The sequence below is a fragment of the Pseudoalteromonas sp. SG44-5 genome (assembly GCF_014164175.1).
GTDB classification, from domain to species: domain Bacteria; phylum Pseudomonadota; class Gammaproteobacteria; order Enterobacterales; family Alteromonadaceae; genus Pseudoalteromonas; species Pseudoalteromonas nigrifaciens.
This window is the reverse complement of sequence record NZ_JACJES010000012.1, coordinates 55,630-74,672: the sequence shown is the minus strand read 5'-3', so window position 1 is coordinate 74,672 and position 19,043 is coordinate 55,630. Positions and strand designations below refer to the sequence as shown.

Genomic DNA, 19,043 nt, shown 5'->3' with positions numbered 1-19,043 from the left:
TTAAAAAGTTAACGTATTATTTACACTGGCCTTCAACTCACTGACTGCTCATTTTACAGCCAAACCATGGTTACTTAGCTTTACAGTCTGTAACCTGGTGTTTACAGTGCACTAAAATGGCAGGTTTTTTAGTTTTTATATAAAAAGTAATAACCTCAAAGTATCTAATCGTGCTGATTTTTTAAAATTATAATTAAAACAACTAAATCATTGATCTAAACAGTGCTTTTTTTCGTTACACTATGCCTTAATAGTTATTTCTGAATATTTTGCTTGAAGGAGCATAACGTGTCGCGATTTTCTGCCGTTACCGATAATCCCCATGATGGGCGTTTCAATCAAAAAACAGGCATATTACTCACCAACTTAGGCAGCCCTGATGCGCCAACAGCAAGTGCTTTGCGTACTTATTTACGTGAGTTTTTATCAGATCCACGTATTGTAGAAATACCACGTTTTGTATGGATGATTATTCTCCATGGTATTATTTTACGTATTCGCCCAAAACGCTCTGCCAAGCTTTATGAAAGTATATGGACCGAAAACGGCTCACCACTTACCCATATTACTCGCCAGCAAAGCCTAAAATTAAATGCGCTATTAAAAGAGCATGGCTATACCAATACCGAAGTGGTTATGGCTATGCGTTACGGCAATCCTTCAATTGAAGCTGGGTTGGAACAACTTCGCGATAAAGGCCTTACGCGCATAATTGTATTACCGTTATACCCACAATACTCAAGCCCAACTACGGGCTCAACCTTTGACGCGGTATCAAACGTGCTGCGTAAATGGCGCTGGGTTCCTGAGCTGCATTTTATAAACGGCTATCACAAAAATACGCGTTACATAGAGTCGTTAGCTAATAGTATTAGCGAAGATTTAGCAGCCAATGGTATGCCACAAAAACTCGTTTTTTCGTACCATGGTATGCCTAAACTATTTTTAGAACGAGGCGATCCGTATCACTGTTTATGCCTACAAACCACACGTTTAGTAATCGAAAAGCTTGGCCTTGATAAAGATCAAGTAATAAGTACCTTTCAAAGCCGCTTTGGTAAAGCAGAATGGTTAAAGCCTTACACCGACGCTACCCTTGAAAGCTTTCCTGCACAAGGCATTAAAGATATTGCCATAATTAGCCCCGCGTTTAGTGCTGACTGCTTAGAAACCCTCGAGGAGTTAGAGGGCGAAAACCGTGAAATTTTTGAACATGCCGGCGGTGAAAAATACCGTTACATTGCTGCACTAAACGAGCGAGACGATCACATAGACGCTATGTTTGATATATTAAAACCAATGCTTTAAAGGCAGTAAAAGAGCAGGTTTAGGTATCAGGCTTTAGGTATTAACTGACTAAGATCGGTTTGCTGTAGCTGTAGCTTAATCGCACCTTTAGTAAAAAACCTTTTGTCTGCTTAGTGCCTTGTGCACGGGTAAAAGTGAAAACTCACCACAAAGGAGTAGCACCCAGTGGTGAGTTTTTTAATTTTTATACGCCTAAAACCTAGCGCCTAATCGCTTCCCTACAACCTACTTTTAACCCTTACGGATAATAAATAGCGTTAATACGCCGGCTATAATTCCCCAGCAGGCTGAGCCTACCGACCACAGGGTTAAATCTGACGCGGTGACTAAAAATGTAATTATGGCGGCTTCGCTATATTGTGAGCTATGCAGTGCTTGCTGCAGGCTTGAAGCAATAGTGCCAAATAATGCAATGCCCGCTAAAGCTAAAATTAATGCTTGCGGTAAGCTGGCCACTACGGCCACTAATGTTGCTGCGCACAGCGCCATAATAATATAAAAAACGCCACCGGCTATGCTCGCCCAATAACGTTTATCGGGGTTTTTATCTGCATCTTCACTCATACAAATGGCGGCTGTTATGGCAGCTAAATTAATTGAATAGGTGCCAAATGGCGCTGTTATTAAATTAATAAAACCCGTTACATTAAGTGACGCCGAAATTGGCGCTTTATAATTATGGGCTTTTAGTACTGCAATACCGGGTAAGTTTTGTGAGGTCATGGTTACTATATATAAAGGAATACTAATACTAATAAATGCCTGAAAGTTAAAACTTGGGGCTATATAAGCAAAACTACTAGCTTGCCATTGCAAGTTGCTGGTATCAATATGGCCCATATTCCACGCCAGTAATACGCCGGTTATTAGCACACTTAACATAGTAAAACGTGCAAAGTAACGTTTACCTATGCAATAAACTAATACCATTAAGCCAATCATTAACGGTAACTCGTTCATAAAGTTAAATACGTCAATGCCAAAAGTAACTAATACGCCCGCAAGCATGGCACAGGCAAGCTCACTGGGAATACGGTTCATAACTTTTTCAAACCAGCCCGTCACTCCCGATAAAAATACCAATAGTGCACAGAGCATAAATGCCCCTACGGCCTCATTTAGGTTATAGCCATCAGCGGTAGAAATTAGCAGTGCAGCCCCTGTAGTCGACCACGCTATTAATATTGGCACTTTATAATAATACGATAAAATAATAGAGGTGCTGCCCATTACCAAGCCCAGCATTAAAATCCAGCTGGCTACTAGCTCAGGCGTACCGCCAAGCACAATAACTACCTGGTAAATCAGTGCTACTGAGCTGGTAAAACCAATAATAACGGCCACCAACCCTGCCATTACACGGCTAACTAACTGATCAATCCCTGCCATAAGTTTCTCTATTTATTATTGTTATATTTTTAACATACGTGGCAGTTAAATACTTTGCAATTAGCAAGAGGTCTAATTTGAGTGAAAAATAGTCATGTCAGTTTACAGGCATAAAAAAGCGGCTAATTAGCCGCTTAGGTATTATGTAGTTTACAGCCTAAGCTGTTATTTTTTAGACTACAGATTAATGCACTATCATTTTTCGCTGCACAGCGGGCATTAAGCTTTTACCGTCGCCGTCGGTTTTACTAAGTAGCTTTAGCCCCATTATTTTTGCCAATACCGGGTAAATATCTAAGTTATTAACTTGCTCAATACTCATACCCTTTTTAAACGCAGGGCCAACAGCTAAAAAGGTTGCTGCCATATCATCGGTATAAGCATAACCGTGGGTGCCTATAGGGCCTGCTTTTTCTGAACTAGCAAATATTGCTGGTGCCGTTGTTTGCACTACAATATCGCCTACACGGGTGCCTTTATTATAATGATAGCCCGCTAACTGCTCAGCCGTTAATACCGTATAACGCCCTTTAGCTGCTTGTTGTAAACGCGCTTTATAGCCCTCAATATCGGCATTAACCGCCTCAGGTTTTGTATAAATAAGTAACCGCGGGCCAGTGTTTTTTACTAAAAAGTTGTCATCTTTAGGTAAACTACTAACTAATATACTTTTAGCTGGATCGAGCTGCGCCATACCATGATCCGACACTATCACTAAGTTTACTTCTTGATCTAATTTGCTTAAACGCGCTTGTAATTGCCCCATTAACTCATCGAGTTGTTTAACTGCATCGCGCGTTTGCATCGCATCGGGCCCATATTTATGCCCCATGCTATCTACCAATGAAAAATAACCTGCAACAAAACGTGGGCGCTGCGCTTTAGGTAAACTTAACCACTGCACTATTTGATCAACCCGGTCTTGATAGTCGCTATGCTGCGAGTAATGAAAATAGTAGTCAGGGGCCATGCCGTTAAAACGCGCATCCGACTCAGGCCAAAAATAAACTGCCGATTTAAGTCCCTGCATTTTAGCCAAGTTCCACAACGGCGTACCGCTAACCCAAGTACTATCGGTAAAGCCTTTGCCCATGCTATAGCATTCATTATTACGGGCTTTATCACAAAATCTATTGTCAACAATGCCATGATTAACAGGGAGTAAGCCGGTAATAATTGAAAGATGGTTAGGAAACGTTTTGGTAGGATAAACCGGAATCAACTTTTGCGCTCTTACACCGCGCTCACCCATTGCTTTTAAATTAGGCGCACCATGTTTTTCTATATAATCCCAGCGCATACCATCAATTGATATAAGTACTACCGTTTGCTCTTTTGCGGCAAACGCATTACTCATCCCTAATAAAAGGCAAACCGATATTGCCTTTACAATCCACTGTTTCATTTTAATACCCTGTTTAACATAATGTTTATTTATAAAATATGTGTGTAAATGAGCGCGTTTGGCTCATCTCTACCAAAGCGCTAAAAATTAAAAGCTACGCTTTTCGCGCCAGCAAGCTATGCGCCTACAAAGTAACAGCGCGAGGTAAACTCCCGCCTACTTACAATCACCGCACTTGGCTAACCTTTACCTGACATCTAAAAACCTGCTTTGTGATTCGATCTTAAAGCAATATATTAATTTAAGATACAAACTGATAGATTAAAGAAAATTAATGAAAAACATATGACGATGCGCTAAAACTATGCCTGTCATCAGCTTAAAAAAGGACAAGATGATGATCGATTTTAGTAAAAAAATAACCCCCGCACGTATGTATCGCACTACCGCTAACTTACAAATGGCACTAGAGAGCGATCGGGGCCGAATTATAAACAGCGCCGCTATTCGTCGCCTACAACAAAAAACCCAAGTGTTTCCACTAGAGCGCAACGCCGCGGTACGTTCTCGCCTTACTCACTCGTTAGAAGTACAACAAGTAGGGCGCTTTATAGTACAACGTATTTTTGCATCACTAAGTTATCAGCAGCTGCAAGACTACGGACTCACCGAGCTAGAGCGGCCGTTAGAAAGCCTAGTTGAAATGGCCTGCCTAATGCACGATATAGGCAATCCGCCGTTTGGTCACTTTGGTGAAGCCGCCATAAACCATTGGTTTAATAATAATTTAGCAAGTGTAACCCCCGAGCGCTGTAAACAGCCTAACTCTGGTATTGGGGTTGTTTTTAAAAGCCTAGCACACGACATTTGCAGCTTTGAAGGCAATGCCCAAGGCATACGTATTATTCACTCATTACAATTACTTAATTTAACCTACAGCCAAAGTGCCGGTATTTTAAAATATACCCGCCCTGCCGGGCTCGACAAAAAAGAGATACCACAAAACAAAAACTATTTAATGAAAAAGGTCGGTTACTACTACAGCGAAAAAAACTTTGTAGAAGCACTGCAAACTGCGCTTGAAATTCAGCCGTATTGCCGCCACCCTGCAAGTTATATTATGGAAGCCGCCGATGATATTTCCTATTGCCTAGCCGATATAGAAGACGCCGTAGAAAAAGACATAATAAGCACCGAACTATTATGCCAAAAGCTTAAAAGTCATTATACAAAAGTACTTATAAACCTCACTATAGACGACAGCCAGCATCAAGACTTTGTAAATAAAGCCGTAGACTACGCACTTGAGCGTGCCAACGCACAACCTTATAATTTTAATAGTGAATTTTTTATATACTTACGCGTAGCGCTGCTGCATCCGTTAGTTAATCATGCGGCTAAACGCTTTATTAAACACATAGAACCCATTTATCATGGCGATTTTAACCAAGCACTACTTGAGGATCGCAGCTATTTACACGCACTCACCATAACCCTTAAACAAGTGGCGCTTGAATATGTATTTTCAAACAAAGAAGTAGAAAAACTCGAACTACAAGGCTACCGTATTATTAACGGTCTGCTCGATTGCTACAAACCACTGCTATTATTAAGCAGTGACGATTTTAAACGAGCGCTCAATGGCGATTCACGCTTATTAATAGAATCGCGACTGGTTAAAAAGCTTTCTAAAAAGCACTTAAACAGCTATCAGCACGCCATAGATGCAATGCAAGAAGAGCCTGATCACTTTACCGCCTATGAGTTTTATTACCGCTGCCGGTTAATTCAAGATTATATAAGCGGCATGACCGATCAATTTGCCTACGACGAATATCGCAGCCTAATGGTAATTGAGTAGCCCACAGTAGATATATTTTAAATTAGCGCTTAAAATCAAACTATTGATGCTTAAGCGCTACTGAACTTTATGATAAAAATACTCACACGCCTGACCCTTTGTGTTGCCCTATTTTATAGCTTTAATAGCGCAGCCTATAACCAAGCTATGTGCATACTTATAAAACAAGAAATGCAGCAGCACAGTAATAACAAAACGGGCCGCAGCTACCGCAATGCCGCGCGCGACTATAATAAAAATTGCAATAAGCCGGTAGTAACACCAACTCAGCCAAAACCTAAGCCACATGCTATTGTTAATGATCCAGAGCCGCAGAAGGCACTGCCCGAGCCTATTACTGAGTCGGTTAAAGCGCCTATTGTTGAGCCTTTAAAAACACACTCTGAGGCAGACAATACCGCGAGTATTAATACCGAGTTACAAGCAATCCCTAGTCAAACAAGCCAAGTAACAACTGATGAGCCTATTGCCAATATTAAAAGCTCGGATGTAAAAAGCACTGATATAAAAAATCCGGCAGCTAAAAGTACACAGACAAACACGACAGAAATAAGCGCAGAGCCCATCGCAGCAGCACAAAAGCCGGCAAATATAAAACCTACGCCAGTATCAAAACCAAACACCGAAAGCGCCGCCTCACTACTGCTACCTAGCTTATTATTATTGCTAATAGTACTTATTGGGGTAATGGTTTTAGTACGTATGCGCCGCTCTAAACAAAGTAATTCTGAGGTGGCAACAGTACTGCCAACGAGCCCAGCTGTTACCACACCCGCTCCTAAATCAGTAGTTAAACCAGCAGTTAAATCGGCAGCTAAGCCAAGCCCTAGCGCCGTAAATACGCAAAATACGACAACAGCACAAATTGCGGCAGAATCTGTTTCAATGCAGCAAATTGATGCCGCGCTGGCAAAACCACAAGCAAGTACTAGCGAGCCAGAAACCGTAGCTAAAACAACAAATACAACATTTAGTAATGAAAAACCCAAAGCAAAAACAAAAGCAGAGCCCAATACCGCAGAGTTTGAAGCCGCGGCTAAAAACACCTTAGAGCGAATAAAAAATGCCAGCGACTTTGCCGAGCCAGAAGTACGCATGTTCGATCCCGATGCACCACTGCCTACTAAAAAGCAGCGCCAACAACAGGTTACTCAACAAGCGCCAGCTGCAATTAATGATCAAACGCCAGCTCAAAATGCAATTGAGCCCGCCAATATCAGCCCAGAGCCAATTATTGCGCAGCAACCAACAACGAATATACACCCCCCTGTAAACAGCACCACAGAGCAAGCAACTTCATTTAATACCGAGCACGAATTTAAAGAGCCCGAAGTACGTACTTTCGATCCCGATGCACCGCTACCAGGTAGTAAAGCAAAGCCTGTAATAAAAGCAGATACAAACCAACAGCCAGAACCAGTAGCTGAGCCTAAAGAGCAAAATGTGCAAATAGACAACAGCAACCCATTTGCTAACCTATCGCTGGATGATAGCTGGGATCCAAATTCATCGGTAAAACCTAAAATAGCAGAGAAAAAACGTGAACCTAAATCTCAAGCCCTGATCGAAGCCGAGCAGCGTGCTAAAAATATGCAAACTAAAGAATAGAGTTAAAGGTTTTATACATTGGTAATGTTAAGTGCCAATATAAATTTCAAAAAGTGTATTGGCTCATTTGGGGTTTACTTTTATTGTTGTGGTTTATTAATTTCGGCCAGGGGTTGAGGCTTAATCGCACCTACAAGTACCAAGCTTGATAGGGCGTATTGACCTTGATACGACCCTAGTGCGGTTTACTTTATCGGGGTCGTATCATCTATCTAAAAGCTAAAGCCCGACACCTAAAAGCTGCTCTTTTGCTAAACCTTACCCTCTAACTTTTGCTGCTCTGCGTGTGATGAGCTTACAAGCTGTTTAAAGTAATCGCTTTGTGCTGCGCTCAGTGGCATTTTTTTCCATTGTGCAGTGAGCTCAGTGGCGCGCTGCCCTACCCAATCACTGTGATCCTGATTATTAGCGACAAGCTGCGTCAACATAAGCCCCGACGGAGTTAGCTCTGGCTGTTGTAATAATGGCTTGTAGTGTTGTATCGCCTCACTATAGCCGCTACCAGCTTGATCAAGTAACTCTGCTATAGCATCTAGCTCTGCAAATAGCTGTTCGCTCCAAGCACTGCGACTAAGCTCACCATTAGCAGTTTCTAGCAGTAAATCAGGGCATCGCCCCTGCTCGGTCACACGGGTATGATTGCGTGCCAAGCGCTGTTGTTCTTGCTCGCCAATTTCTGGGCTATCTTGTAATAAGCAAAACAGTAAAAATGTATCTAAAAAGCGAATTTGAGTGTCATCAATACCTAGCGCCAACATGGGGTTAATATCGAGATTACGTACTTCTATGTATTCAACCCCGCGATCGTTCATAGCCTGCAGTGGTGTTTCACCCGCGTGAGTAACACGTTTAGGGCGAATATCGCTGTAGTATTCGTTTTCAATTTGTAAAATATTATCGTTTAGCTGACGTTTTTCACCATTTACCTCAACCCCTATACGCGTATAAGGTGCATGTGGCGTGTGAAGCGCTTGTGTTAAATCGCGGCTATATTCAGCTAAGTTATTGGTACTTACATTTAAACTCGCTTGGGCATCGTTTTGATAGCCAAAACCACTCATTCGCAACGAAGTTGCATAAGGCATATAAAGCGTATCGCTGCCCAAACTGGCTAACTGATGCGCGCGGCCATCAACAAACGAGCGGCTTAACGCAGGAGATGCACCAAATAAATAAAGCAATAACCAACCATAGCGACGAAAGTTACGGATCAGCGCAAAATACTGGGCAGAACGAAAATCAGCAAGCGAGTCTTGGTTACCCTGTAGAGTTTGATACCCCTGCCAAAAGCTATCCGGTAATGAAAAATTAAAATGAATACCCGCAATACTTTGCATAATACGCCCGTAGCGCATATCTAGCCCACGACGATAAGTGTGCTTCATTTTTCCTTGCACCGAGCTACCATATTGAGCAATAGGCACACTATCATTACCTTGAAGCGCACACGGCATACTTGCTGGCCATATATTTTGCGCGGTTAGTTCAGTGGCAGTATAACGGTGCAATTGTTGTAAAAAGTCGAGTGTGTCATCAATACTTTCAACTGCTGGGGTAATAAACTCCAATAACGACTCTGAGTAATCTGTAGTGATATGAGGATGAGTTAGCGCCGAGCCTAAATTATAAGGATGAGGGTTTTGTGCCAACAAACCATCTGTAGTTACTCGTAAAGCTTCCTTTTCGATACCCCTTTTAATATGCGCCAATGGTTGGATCAAATCAGCATTGGCTAACTGTGTTAGGCGTGGAGTTAGGGATAACGTCATAAAAACCTCTGTAATAATTCAGTTAATCAGGAAGTTTCCCTGATCCTTTTTACTTGTGCTGCTTTCGCGCCTTAACCTAGGCATACGATGACTGTGCTAGTAAAAATAAGTAGAGCATTATATTTCTTATGCATTAATAAATAATCCCCTCATTGTGTAAATGACTTTTACTAAGTGGTAATAGTGCCAAAGGCGAAGTGCAAATTTAAAAAGCAATCTAAAAGGTTAAAAACTAAAGCGACTAAGTTGAACCAAAACTCTCACTGTAAATATTAAACCTAAAGCGCGAGCTAAAATGACATCTAAAAATGGCCCTTTAACACCGAGCTTGGCAAGTTTTTAGCAGATCACTAATACCTGCTATTTATAACGCTGGCCCTCCCTATTTAATGAAAATAATGCTACAATATCAAAAGCTAAAAACATTTTTGTGTAAACAAACCCATGTTTATTATCGCTTATTATTTTACCTATTAAAAAATGAAAACCAGTTCATACTTAGCAGCAGAGTAACTACTATCCCATGCTCTAGTGCATAATTTACAATAACGACATAACCCAGCCCTTAGCTATAAATGAGAATAATATATGTTTTTGATTGATCAAATAATATTGTTAGCCGCGGTATTAATTTTACTGGGTATTGTATCCAGTAAATTATCAGCTCGTCTCGGTTTGCCCGTACTGGTAATGTTTTTAATGGTCGGTATGCTCGCTGGTGAAGATGGCCCCGGAGGCATATTTTTTGACAATGCAGCAGCGGCGCACTCTTTAGGTACGCTCGCATTAGCAATGATATTATTTGATGGCGGTTTACAAACGCCCTTAAAAGCGATAAAAAAAGTCTGGAAACCCGCCTCCGTATTGGCCACCCTTGGGGTACTAATTACCAGCGCAGTAACTGGGGTTGCTGCCGCTTACATGCTTGATATTCCTTTGCTACAAGGCTTATTGTTTGGCGCTATTGTAGGCTCAACCGATGCCGCGGCCGTATTTGCGCTACTGCGTAATGCCGGTATTCATTTAAACACCAAACTAAAAGCCACCCTCGAAATAGAAAGTGCCTCAAACGACCCCATGGCAATATTTTTAACCGTAGGCTTACTAGAAGTTCTGGTAAACGACATGAAGCTAGGCACAGGCCTATTACTCATGTTTGTATCACAAATGGGCTTAGGCGCATTAGTCGGCTTAGCCGTGGGTTGGATCTCTGTTAAATTAATTAATAAAATTCAATTAGTTGCTACCGGTTTGTATCCGGTATTGGTTGCTGCTTGTGGTTTACTCTCATTTGGTATTACCGCAAACATTGGTGGTAGCGGGTTTTTAGCGGTATTTATTACTGGTGTGGTTATTGGCAACAGCCGCTTTGTGTTTCAGCGCAGTACGTTTTTATTCCACGACGGGTTAGCTTGGTTAGGTCAAATTACCATGTTCGTGGTGTTGGGCTTATTAATAAACCCAACCTCGTTATTAGATGTGTGGTTTGAGGGACTGATCATTGCATTAGTGCTTATATTTATTGCGCGCCCTTTGGCGGTTATTCCGGTGTTAGCGCTATTTGGTTTTAAAGCGCGTGAAATCACCTTAGTGTCTTGGGTTGGCCTGCGCGGCTCAGTCCCTATTATTTTAGCAATATTTCCTCTTATGTTTGGCCTGCCTGGCGCCGAACTCATATTTAACGTAGTATTTTTTGTGGTGTTAATTTCAGCCACACTACAAGGCTCAACGCTTGCTTTAATGGCCCGCAAACTAAAGCTTACTTTACCACCGCCAGTGACTCCCGCAGCCACGTTAGAGATCACTGCTTTAGGCGATGTTGATGCCGATATTGTTGAATACACCATAGGCAAAATGTCACGCGCTGTTGGCCGTCGTTTATCGCAATTAGCACTACCCGATAGCACAGTAATGGCAATGATCAGTCGTAATAATAATATTATTGCCCCGCGCGGCTCTACGTTATTACAGGCAGACGATCAGCTATTTATGGTACTAAAACCGCATACCCGCGAGTTTGTTGATTGTGTTTTTTCAAGCACGATTGATCAAGACATTACCGAGCTTTCGGCAAAAGAGCTAAGAGTTAAAGGCAATACCAGTGTAGCCAGCATAGCCTATTCTTACGATATTCATATTGCTGCTGAACCAAACGATACGCTAGAGCAAGTACTAAAAACCTCGCTAAACAGCTTACCTAAGGTAGATGACTTTATTGAACTTGATGACGTAAAACTCACTATTTGTGAAATGGTTGGCGACCGTATTATTACCGTTGGTATTATAATTACCCTAGATGAAAGCCTAGACGAATAAAGGGCTTACCTTAGCTTTTAAGTAGTAAATTACATTTAATACAGCTATTAGCTAACAGCCTTACACGGCTGTTAGCTTTAAAAGCGCAACGTTAAGGTTGTAGTAACAGTGAGGTAAGTCGTTGCAACCCTTTACCTTTATTAGTTATTTTCCAGGCAATAAATAGATCTTGGCAAGGTCGTTGCTCGGTTAGCTTTACCTCCACTAACTGCCCCGACCCTATATACTGCTCAATTAAACGCTTGGGTAAATAACCAATACCTATACCTGCAATAATAGCCGCAATTTTTTGCGCAACAGAGCTAACAAAAAAGCGCTGGGTGCCCTCTATTATATTTGCCGACCATGGAATTTCTTGCTCTGCAGAGTCGTGTACTATCACACTGCGGTACTGAGCAAGGCTACTCATATCGAGAGGTTGCTGCTGCGTTGCTAACGGGTGCGTGCTATTTACCACAAGTACACTTTGATACTCATCTATTTTAACCGCGCGAATGCCTTTTTGGTTTGGCACTGGCGACGGTGCGCCAATAACTAAATCAACTTTGTCTTCAATCAGTACTTCCCAGCTGCCGTTCATTACCTGTTCTTGTACATCTATTTCAATATTTTCATGCTCTGCTAAAAACTGCTCTATACTGGTAAATATCGGTTTTATATCAATAATCGAGTCAAAAGCAATACGAATTTTTGGCTCCCAGCCATTCGCAATTGTTTGTGTTTGCTCCGATAATGAATTAATCGCCGTAAGCAACTTACGCCCCTCGGTCAGTAAATGTTTGCCCGCAGGAGTCAACACAGCCCGACGACCCTGACGCTGAAACAAAGTAACGTTTAATTGCTCTTCTAGTTTTTGTACTATGTAGGATAGCGCCGAAGGTACTTTATTTAATTGCTCTGCGGCTGCCGCATAACTGCCACGATGCTCAATAGCGTCAAGCACCAGTAACGCTTCAATACTAATAGGAGGTGTATTCATGGTTTTTTCATCCAAATAACAACTGTTCAAATTATTTGAACATATAAAGCAAATAATAGGAGTTATTTAATTACAAAACAACAACTACAATGGCTACATACTCAATTAAACATACTTACTTAACATCAATAAGGGTAAAAATTATGACTATTAAAAATATTGCTAACGTTATCACTAAAACTGAACAATCACTGGCTGCAGTACCACTGCGCGTTATTGCTGGTATTATTTTTGCCGCTCACGGTGCACAAAAATTATTTGCATGGTTTGGTGGTTACGGCTTAGAAGGCACAGGACAATGGATGGAATCAATTGGCCTAGCACCAGGGTTTTTAATGGCCTTAATGGCTGGTAGTGCAGAGTTTTTTGGTGGCTTATTTTTAATTGTTGGCCTACTAACAAGACCTGCTAGCTTTGTACTGGCTATCACTATGGTTGTGGCTATATTTACCACTCACATTGATAACGGCTTATTTATGAGCAACAACGGTTACGAATTTGGCCTAGCGCTATTAGCAATCACACTTGCTTTAGTTATCCAAGGTGGCGGTAAATTCTCACTTGATAACGTAATTAACCGTAACTTAAACAAAGCGTAATATTAGTTATTTAAAACACACACCGCATAGCTATGCGGTGTGTGTTTATGCATTTACAGCAAATTAAGGAGTTAATAATGGGACTAATCGTAGACGGAAAATGGGTTGACCAATGGTACGACACTAAAAAATCTGGTGGTAAGTTTGAGCGCCAAGCAAGCCGCTTTACCCAACAAATTTCAAACGCCGCCGATAGCCAATTTAAACCCGAAGCGGGACGTTACCATTTATATGTGTCGCTAGCTTGCCCATGGGCACACCGCACCATGATAATGCGTAAATTAAAGCAACTCGAAAACGTAATTACACTTAGTGTAGTAAAGCCCGAAATGCTCGAAAATGGCTGGGAATTTGGTGAGCACGGCGATCCGCTTTATAACCTAGATTACGCCTACCAATTATATTTAAAAGCCGATGCCAATTACGAAGGCCGCGCCACTATTCCTATTTTATGGGATAAAAAAACCCATACTATAGTTAATAACGAATCATCGGACATCATGCGTATTTTAAATACCGCGTTTAACGAGCTAACCGGCAACACCGACGACTACTACCCGCAAGCACTGCGAGCAGAAATCGACAGCGTAAACGAGCGCATTTACAACACAGTAAATAACGGCGTATATAAAGCAGGCTTTGCCACCACGCAAAGTGCTTATAATAGCGCTTACCATGCATTATTCGAAAGCCTAGACTGGTTAGAGCAACGCCTAGCTACACAGCACTACTTAGTGGGTGAGCAAATTACCGAAGCCGATTGGCGCTTATTTACTACTTTAGTGCGCTTTGACGCTGTGTATCATGGCCACTTTAAGTGTAATCAGCAAAAAATTAGCGAATACCCTAACCTATATAACTATGTCACTGAGCTGTACCAAGTACCAGGCATTAAAGACACTGTTGACTTGGAATACACCAAAATACACTACTACGCCAGCCACAAAACTATTAACCCCACCGGCGTAGTACCGCTAGGGCCTAAAACACAATTTGAGCAACCGCACGATCGCGACCGCCGGTATTAATCGGGCTTAGAGCTTCGGCAAAATTATGCCGAAGCTCTAAAGTAACTAAACAGCCAGTAAAAAATTCACAAAGAGGGTATGAGGCGCTGCGCTTTAGAGAAAAAACAATCCACGGTCAGTTTCCAGTTAGTCCTCTGCTCGCTTTAATACTGCACATACAATTACTATTCGCCTCACACAATGAGGCGAATAGTATAGCTAATTGCCTCATTGTGCTAAGCCCGAAACCTTTAAATTGTAGGCGGGGGCTTACCTCGCGCCTAGGCTTTTAATTGCAAATTTGAGATATATGTCGCATTGGCGACGGCAACTAAGCGGCTATTACACAAGTAGTAAACTTTCACTCTTCTTGAATTCAAGTATTAACTAAAATCAACTCAAATAAACGCATCCATATTTGGTAATTGTATTATCTGAGCATTCAGCTCATTTGCTGCTTTATTTATTACTTTTATACATAAATCAATGTGTGCTAACTCTGTAGCAGATAGCTTATTTTTAACAGCAGCAACTTTAGCCGCATCAATAGCCTTTAATACAGACTCAACTGTTTGGCTCATAAGTAGTTGCATGCGGGGTAGCGAAATAGCAAATTCATCAGCAAAATCAGCTAACATATAAGCGGTGATTTCATTAGTAAAGTTGCCTGCGCTTTGTGAATTATACTCACCAACCGACATCGCATAATGCCTTGAAATACTAGTTAGCGGGCTACCCTTATCACGGCCAATATCTGCTTGCTCAATAATAGCCTCTATATTTACCAAGTCGTAAAACGGCGTAAGTTCCAAACCATTTTTACCAACAAAAAAACTGATATTCTTACCATGAGCATCGTAATTACGCACTAAAATATTAAATGTCATCCAACGAATAAGCTCCGCCTGATACGCCTGCACATTCGTTGTTTTAATATTAAACAGTGTAGGAAAAGAAACACCATCTCGAATATAAATACCATCACCCTCATCGCCATGTTGACGCTCATATTTATACGAAGGAGGTAGATTAGTGGCTTGGCAACCATCAATAACATGACGACGTAATACATAGTTTTGACCCTGTGCAACACGCCTATCAAAGCGATCGATTACAAATACCCGAGTATCGCCATACGTACGCAACTCTACATGGGGAACATTAAATCCCGACTCCTTTGCCAACAACATAGTAAAGAGTTCATTTACGGCAATGAAAGGAGCTGTGCCTGTTTCAAATTTAAAAATTTTATTGGAACATAACTCCCCTTCACCAAAACCCAATTTACCATCGATTTCGAGTAAATTGAGCTTATCTTGAACCCCAGCAACAGATAGCCGAGTTCGTCCATCCCAAAGGGTGATTGATTCACCAGCCTGTTTAAAGCGTTTAAGCTTTTGACTTAACTCATCTTTAGTTACTTCACGAAAAGATGTTTGTTTTGCAGTATTGTCACTTACTCTAAACGACAAAGCGCCTGACGTTTCCTCGCCAATTACTTTAATTAAACCAAACGTATTGTTTTTAGAAATAGTCGTACTACTAATAATTTCTTCAAGGCCTTTACCCTCCGGCAATAAGTTTTGTAAGTAATTACGCACAGCACGAGAATCAAAATCACCGTTGAGCGGTAAATGTGGTGAAATAGCAAAACCCTTATTAATCCACTCAGGCTCATAGCTAAATAAAATTTCATTTTCAGAGCCTATATCAAGAGTTATCGCACCTATCTTTTGCGTATGACCAATAAACACGTCTAACCTATTTTGTTTAATACCACTGCTCATCATTCACCTTTTTATTATTGTGGTGCGACGCGTCATCACTAACAAGGCTAAACGACAATCCCAAGTACTCCATCACTTTAAGCACATTAAAAAACTGCACATTAACATCACCTTTTTCTATTTTTATCAGCGTAGGCTTCGAAATGTTTAGTGCTTGCGATACATCAACTAGCGTAAGCTTCATGCCTGTTCGCTTTGAAGTAATCGCTTCAGCGAGTAACACTGACGAAAATGACTTTGATAGATCAGGCATTTCAGTGTGTTTAACCACTCTTCCAAGTGTTTTTTTTTCAGGGGGGTTACTCATTAAAGGTCAACTATAGTTTACTTATATGCTTTATATTAGAATACAGCTATTAAAAGTCAAATTAAATTTACTTTTAGTTGTAATTAATCAGGCAGGAAACCATAAGTAATCTAAAGTTTACTTATGACTCATTTGAATTAGTTTTAGACCCTTAAGTAAAGTATAGATTACCGTAGGCGTTGGCTTGCTGAAGCAAAAAGCGCAGCTTTTAAATTGTAGGCAGGAGTTTACCTCGCGCTTAAGCTTTTAATTGCAAGTTTGAGTTATATGTCGCGTTGCCGACGGCAGCTAAAGCTTTATGTTATTTAACACTTGATTGCAATATAACTTAAATACATCAAATGCTTGCTGCCAATTAAGGCTATTATTGCCATAAACCATAGGTACTACATATTGGTTAAAGCGTTCTTCATATAATGTATTGGTTTGTAGTAAGCTTAAGCCAAACTTCAGTTCAGCAATCGGACTTTTCATAAATTCAGCGTGTTGGTTTGAGTAACGCGTTAAGTCTTCCGCAATAACTTTACTTACCAAAGACATTACGTCAGAAGCACTCGCAAGCCCAGCTTGTTGAATATAATACGTATCATAAATATGGCGTATTAATGCAGGATCATCATCTCTTATATTATCGCGCGCAAAACTTGCTGTTCGCCTCAACATAGAGACTAGCTTTTCCGCTTGTGTACTCTTAATACTCGAAAACCCCATTAGCGCAACTTCAGGAGGCTTTTGAGTGACCTCATTCATTAAAGAACATATATCTCTACTCACTACTTGATCATAAAGCAAGGTCTCTATCAGCTCTAACTTAATAAACGGCCTTAGGCATGGAACTTTTGAATGTGCTTGAGGATAACGTATATCAATTTGTTGATAACGATATTCATCATAAATAGTAGGGCTGTTTTCTACCGAAAAAGAATTGTGCAGACTAATGGCATTAAGTAATTGAAGATGTAACTCTTTCCTAGCCTTTCTTTTTTGTGTTTTTGAGATATTAGCAAACACATCTGTAGGTATAATTTTAATATCAATGTCTTCAGACATTCGATGAGTTTTAATGCCCGACTTTGTTAATGCGGTACCGCCAGAAAAAACTAATAAGTGCGTATCAAAAAAAATTCAGAAAGTAGCTTTAGTAATGCAACAACAATAATAATCTTTTTCAACAATAGCAGGGTTACCCATACCAAGAGCATCGGCAACATCTAAAAACAGGTCACTATCAATTAGCATTAATAGCACTATTATTTACGACAATTTTGCGTTTAAAGCGATTATTTGTAATTATTTTCAGAGTCGCTGGAATTTGTAAGCTTTCACCATTGATACTACGTTGTGAAAACTCATCAAATTTGTAGTCAACACCTAGCTTTTCAATCGCTTCTAATATAACACCATCAGCTCCCGCAGGCGATGCAGGCATTAACTTACCCGTAATGCGATTTTCTCTCGCTTTAGTGTAAAGCCCATAACCAATACGCAATAATTGACCATTATCAACCAGCTTTTTTAATACCCGGCCAACTTGGTCGTAACCAGCAATATCTGCAAAATCAGCACGATCAAAAACATAACGCTTTGAGCGATTTATTCTTGTTGTTACTTTACTTGCTATTGTCATAATAAATACCCTCGTTACTTGTATTAAACATAGCAAACATACGACACTTAATAATAGATTGGGTAAGGTAGCTATCAACACTTAATTTGCTGACGAGAAAAGCGCAGCTTTTAAACTGCTTTACTTCCATGCAGTGAACGTTGAACTACCTGGTAACAAATAGCACGTTGCTGCTCTTGATTTAAAGATACTTGTCGCATGGAAAGAATCGTTTTCACTACCTGCTTGTGCGAAACAATTGGAAATATTGGACGCTGCTTTAGCTCTACAAACCAACCAGGGAAGCACAAAACAGGTAAAACTAGCGTATTAAAACCGGTTGATTCATAAAGCCATTTATTCACCCAATTTGCTTGATTTTGGGCTTGCTCTAACGGCTTACTTTCAAACCAAGAGGGAAATGCTAAATGGTTATTCTCAAATTTAACTTTGTAATTTGTATCATCTTTTATTCGCTTATGTCTGCCTTTGGTTTCAATAGCAAAAATACCATTTAACCCTACTACTAAATGATCAATATTAAAACCATCGGCTTGTATATCATGAAAAATTTGATAGCCGTGTGACTGTAACTCTATAAGTTCGGAAGCAACTGCTAATTCGGCATCACGCCCAAGCTTTAATTTTATTAAGTTGTTAGATTCAACCCAAAGCTTTCTTGCTACATAAGCTAAACCTAAGATGATCATAATAATTAAAAAGTAATTAAACTTGCCGCTGGCAAACATTTCAGCAATACCTTTGATAGCAAAAGGCATAGTTACAGTTAAAGCCGATAAACTTACAAGCCCTATCACATCAACTATTTTTTCATTCACTTGTTCACTGAGTGTTTGAGCCGCAACGCGCTTTAACTTATCGCGTTCTATTGGTAGTTTTGCATTTTTTTGATGTGACCAAATTCGAAAAAACAAAACACCTAGTAATGAATAAACACTGCCAACAACAAATAAAAGGCTTAAGCCACTATTGATTAAATCGTCCATGAAGTACCTCTAAATTCAAGTGCTGTATTTATACCGCATTCAGATTAGCGTTGCTATTTTAAAAACATATTAGAATGTCGCGTTGGCGACGGCAACCAAGGGGCGCATAGTCTCCAAATAATCTCTGCTGCAAACAATTCATCCATGAAGCTGGG

General features: G+C 40.5%; 15 protein-coding genes. 6 read left to right on the top strand and 9 right to left on the bottom strand.

Features of this window, described 5'->3' with window-relative positions; all coding sequences use genetic code 11:
- The first annotated feature begins 288 nt into the window (after positions 1-288).
- Positions 289-1,308, top strand: coding sequence for a ferrochelatase (gene hemH, locus H5079_RS12625; protein WP_011329752.1), 1,020 nt, complete (start codon positions 289-291; stop codon positions 1,306-1,308).
- Between the two features lie 231 nt (positions 1,309-1,539).
- On the opposite strand, the gene H5079_RS12620 is transcribed toward hemH, so the two are convergent.
- Both H5079_RS12620 and H5079_RS12615 read right to left on the bottom strand, forming a co-directional pair.
- Complete coding sequence (locus H5079_RS12620) at positions 1,540-2,697, bottom strand: benzoate/H(+) symporter BenE family transporter (protein WP_182684226.1); 1,158 nt, start codon at positions 2,695-2,697, stop codon at positions 1,540-1,542.
- A gap of 184 nt (positions 2,698-2,881) precedes the next feature.
- Complete coding sequence (locus H5079_RS12615; RefSeq protein ID WP_182684225.1) at positions 2,882-4,102, bottom strand: alkaline phosphatase family protein; 1,221 nt, start codon at positions 4,100-4,102, stop codon at positions 2,882-2,884.
- 334 nt (positions 4,103-4,436) lie between these two features.
- Between H5079_RS12615 and dgt the strand changes: the two genes are divergently transcribed.
- Together dgt and H5079_RS12605 are read left to right on the top strand one after the other, a co-directional pair.
- Positions 4,437-5,903 (top strand): dGTPase, encoded by a 1,467-nt coding sequence (gene dgt / locus H5079_RS12610; protein ID WP_041454886.1) that lies wholly within the window; start codon positions 4,437-4,439, stop codon positions 5,901-5,903.
- A 69-nt stretch (positions 5,904-5,972) separates the two neighbouring features.
- Positions 5,973-7,511 carry a cell surface protein gene (locus tag H5079_RS12605; protein WP_182684224.1) on the top strand — a complete coding sequence of 513 codons (1,539 nt, stop codon included), beginning with the start codon at positions 5,973-5,975 and terminating at the stop codon, positions 7,509-7,511.
- Between the two features lie 251 nt (positions 7,512-7,762).
- Here H5079_RS12605 and gshA read toward each other — a convergent pair whose 3' ends face one another.
- Positions 7,763-9,280 carry a glutamate--cysteine ligase gene (gshA, locus tag H5079_RS12600; protein WP_182684223.1) on the bottom strand — a complete coding sequence of 506 codons (1,518 nt, stop codon included), beginning with the start codon at positions 9,278-9,280 and terminating at the stop codon, positions 7,763-7,765.
- Between the two features lie 588 nt (positions 9,281-9,868).
- On the opposite strand from gshA, the gene H5079_RS12595 reads away from it, so the two are divergent.
- Positions 9,869-11,596, top strand: coding sequence for a potassium/proton antiporter (locus H5079_RS12595; protein ID WP_182684222.1), 1,728 nt, complete (start codon positions 9,869-9,871; stop codon positions 11,594-11,596).
- 91 nt (positions 11,597-11,687) lie between these two features.
- Here the strand turns inward: H5079_RS12595 and H5079_RS12590 are convergent, their stop codons facing one another.
- Entirely contained in the window at positions 11,688-12,575 is an 888-nt protein-coding gene (locus H5079_RS12590; RefSeq protein ID WP_011329745.1) for a LysR substrate-binding domain-containing protein, read from the bottom strand.
- A 143-nt stretch (positions 12,576-12,718) separates the two neighbouring features.
- Between H5079_RS12590 and H5079_RS12585 the strand changes: the two genes are divergently transcribed.
- Entirely contained in the window at positions 12,719-13,174 is a 456-nt protein-coding gene (locus H5079_RS12585) for a DoxX family protein (RefSeq protein ID WP_058374694.1), read from the top strand.
- Positions 13,175-13,251: 77 nt separating this feature from the next.
- Positions 13,252-14,202: a glutathione S-transferase family protein gene (locus H5079_RS12580; protein WP_182684221.1), complete on the top strand. Its 951-nt coding sequence runs from the start codon at positions 13,252-13,254 to the stop codon at positions 14,200-14,202.
- Between the two features lie 377 nt (positions 14,203-14,579).
- On the opposite strand, the gene H5079_RS12575 is transcribed toward H5079_RS12580, so the two are convergent.
- The 5 genes from H5079_RS12575 to H5079_RS12555 all read right to left on the bottom strand — a co-directional run bounded on the left by H5079_RS12575 (position 14,580) and on the right by H5079_RS12555 (position 18,888).
- Positions 14,580-15,968, bottom strand: a complete 1,389-nt coding sequence (locus tag H5079_RS12575; RefSeq protein ID WP_182684220.1) for a HipA domain-containing protein — start codon at positions 15,966-15,968, stop codon at positions 14,580-14,582.
- On the bottom strand, positions 15,952-16,275 hold the full coding sequence (locus tag H5079_RS12570; RefSeq protein ID WP_182684219.1) for a helix-turn-helix domain-containing protein: 324 nt from the start codon (positions 16,273-16,275) through the stop codon (positions 15,952-15,954). The genes H5079_RS12575 and H5079_RS12570 overlap by 17 nt, the downstream gene beginning before the upstream one ends.
- 288 nt (positions 16,276-16,563) lie before the next feature.
- Complete coding sequence (locus H5079_RS12565) at positions 16,564-17,400, bottom strand: nucleotidyl transferase AbiEii/AbiGii toxin family protein (protein WP_182684232.1); 837 nt, start codon at positions 17,398-17,400, stop codon at positions 16,564-16,566.
- A 103-nt stretch (positions 17,401-17,503) separates the two neighbouring features.
- The gene (locus tag H5079_RS12560; protein WP_182684218.1) at positions 17,504-17,902 is read right to left on the bottom strand and encodes a DUF6088 family protein; all 399 of its coding nucleotides are present in this window, start codon (positions 17,900-17,902) and stop codon (positions 17,504-17,506) included.
- 110 nt (positions 17,903-18,012) lie between these two features.
- On the bottom strand, positions 18,013-18,888 hold the full coding sequence (locus H5079_RS12555) for a nuclease-related domain-containing protein (protein WP_182684217.1): 876 nt from the start codon (positions 18,886-18,888) through the stop codon (positions 18,013-18,015).
- Between the last annotated feature and the right edge of the window lie 155 nt (positions 18,889-19,043).

Coding starts and splice junctions, on each gene's coding strand:
- H5079_RS12585 (WP_058374694.1), top strand. CDS start 12,719: ATGACTATTAAAAATATTGCTAACGTTATCACTAAAACTGAACAATCA.
- H5079_RS12620 (WP_182684226.1), bottom strand. CDS start 2,697: ATGGCAGGGATTGATCAGTTAGTTAGCCGTGTAATGGCAGGGTTGGTG.
- gshA (WP_182684223.1), bottom strand. CDS start 9,280: ATGACGTTATCCCTAACTCCACGCCTAACACAGTTAGCCAATGCTGAT.
- H5079_RS12580 (WP_182684221.1), top strand. CDS start 13,252: ATGGGACTAATCGTAGACGGAAAATGGGTTGACCAATGGTACGACACT.
- H5079_RS12560 (WP_182684218.1), bottom strand. CDS start 17,902: ATGACAATAGCAAGTAAAGTAACAACAAGAATAAATCGCTCAAAGCGT.
- dgt (WP_041454886.1), top strand. CDS start 4,437: ATGATGATCGATTTTAGTAAAAAAATAACCCCCGCACGTATGTATCGC.
- H5079_RS12555 (WP_182684217.1), bottom strand. CDS start 18,888: ATGGACGATTTAATCAATAGTGGCTTAAGCCTTTTATTTGTTGTTGGC.
- H5079_RS12575 (WP_182684220.1), bottom strand. CDS start 15,968: ATGAGCAGTGGTATTAAACAAAATAGGTTAGACGTGTTTATTGGTCAT.
- H5079_RS12590 (WP_011329745.1), bottom strand. CDS start 12,575: ATGAATACACCTCCTATTAGTATTGAAGCGTTACTGGTGCTTGACGCT.
- H5079_RS12615 (WP_182684225.1), bottom strand. CDS start 4,102: ATGAAACAGTGGATTGTAAAGGCAATATCGGTTTGCCTTTTATTAGGG.
- H5079_RS12595 (WP_182684222.1), top strand. CDS start 9,869: ATGTTTTTGATTGATCAAATAATATTGTTAGCCGCGGTATTAATTTTA.
- H5079_RS12570 (WP_182684219.1), bottom strand. CDS start 16,275: ATGAGTAACCCCCCTGAAAAAAAAACACTTGGAAGAGTGGTTAAACAC.
- H5079_RS12605 (WP_182684224.1), top strand. CDS start 5,973: ATGATAAAAATACTCACACGCCTGACCCTTTGTGTTGCCCTATTTTAT.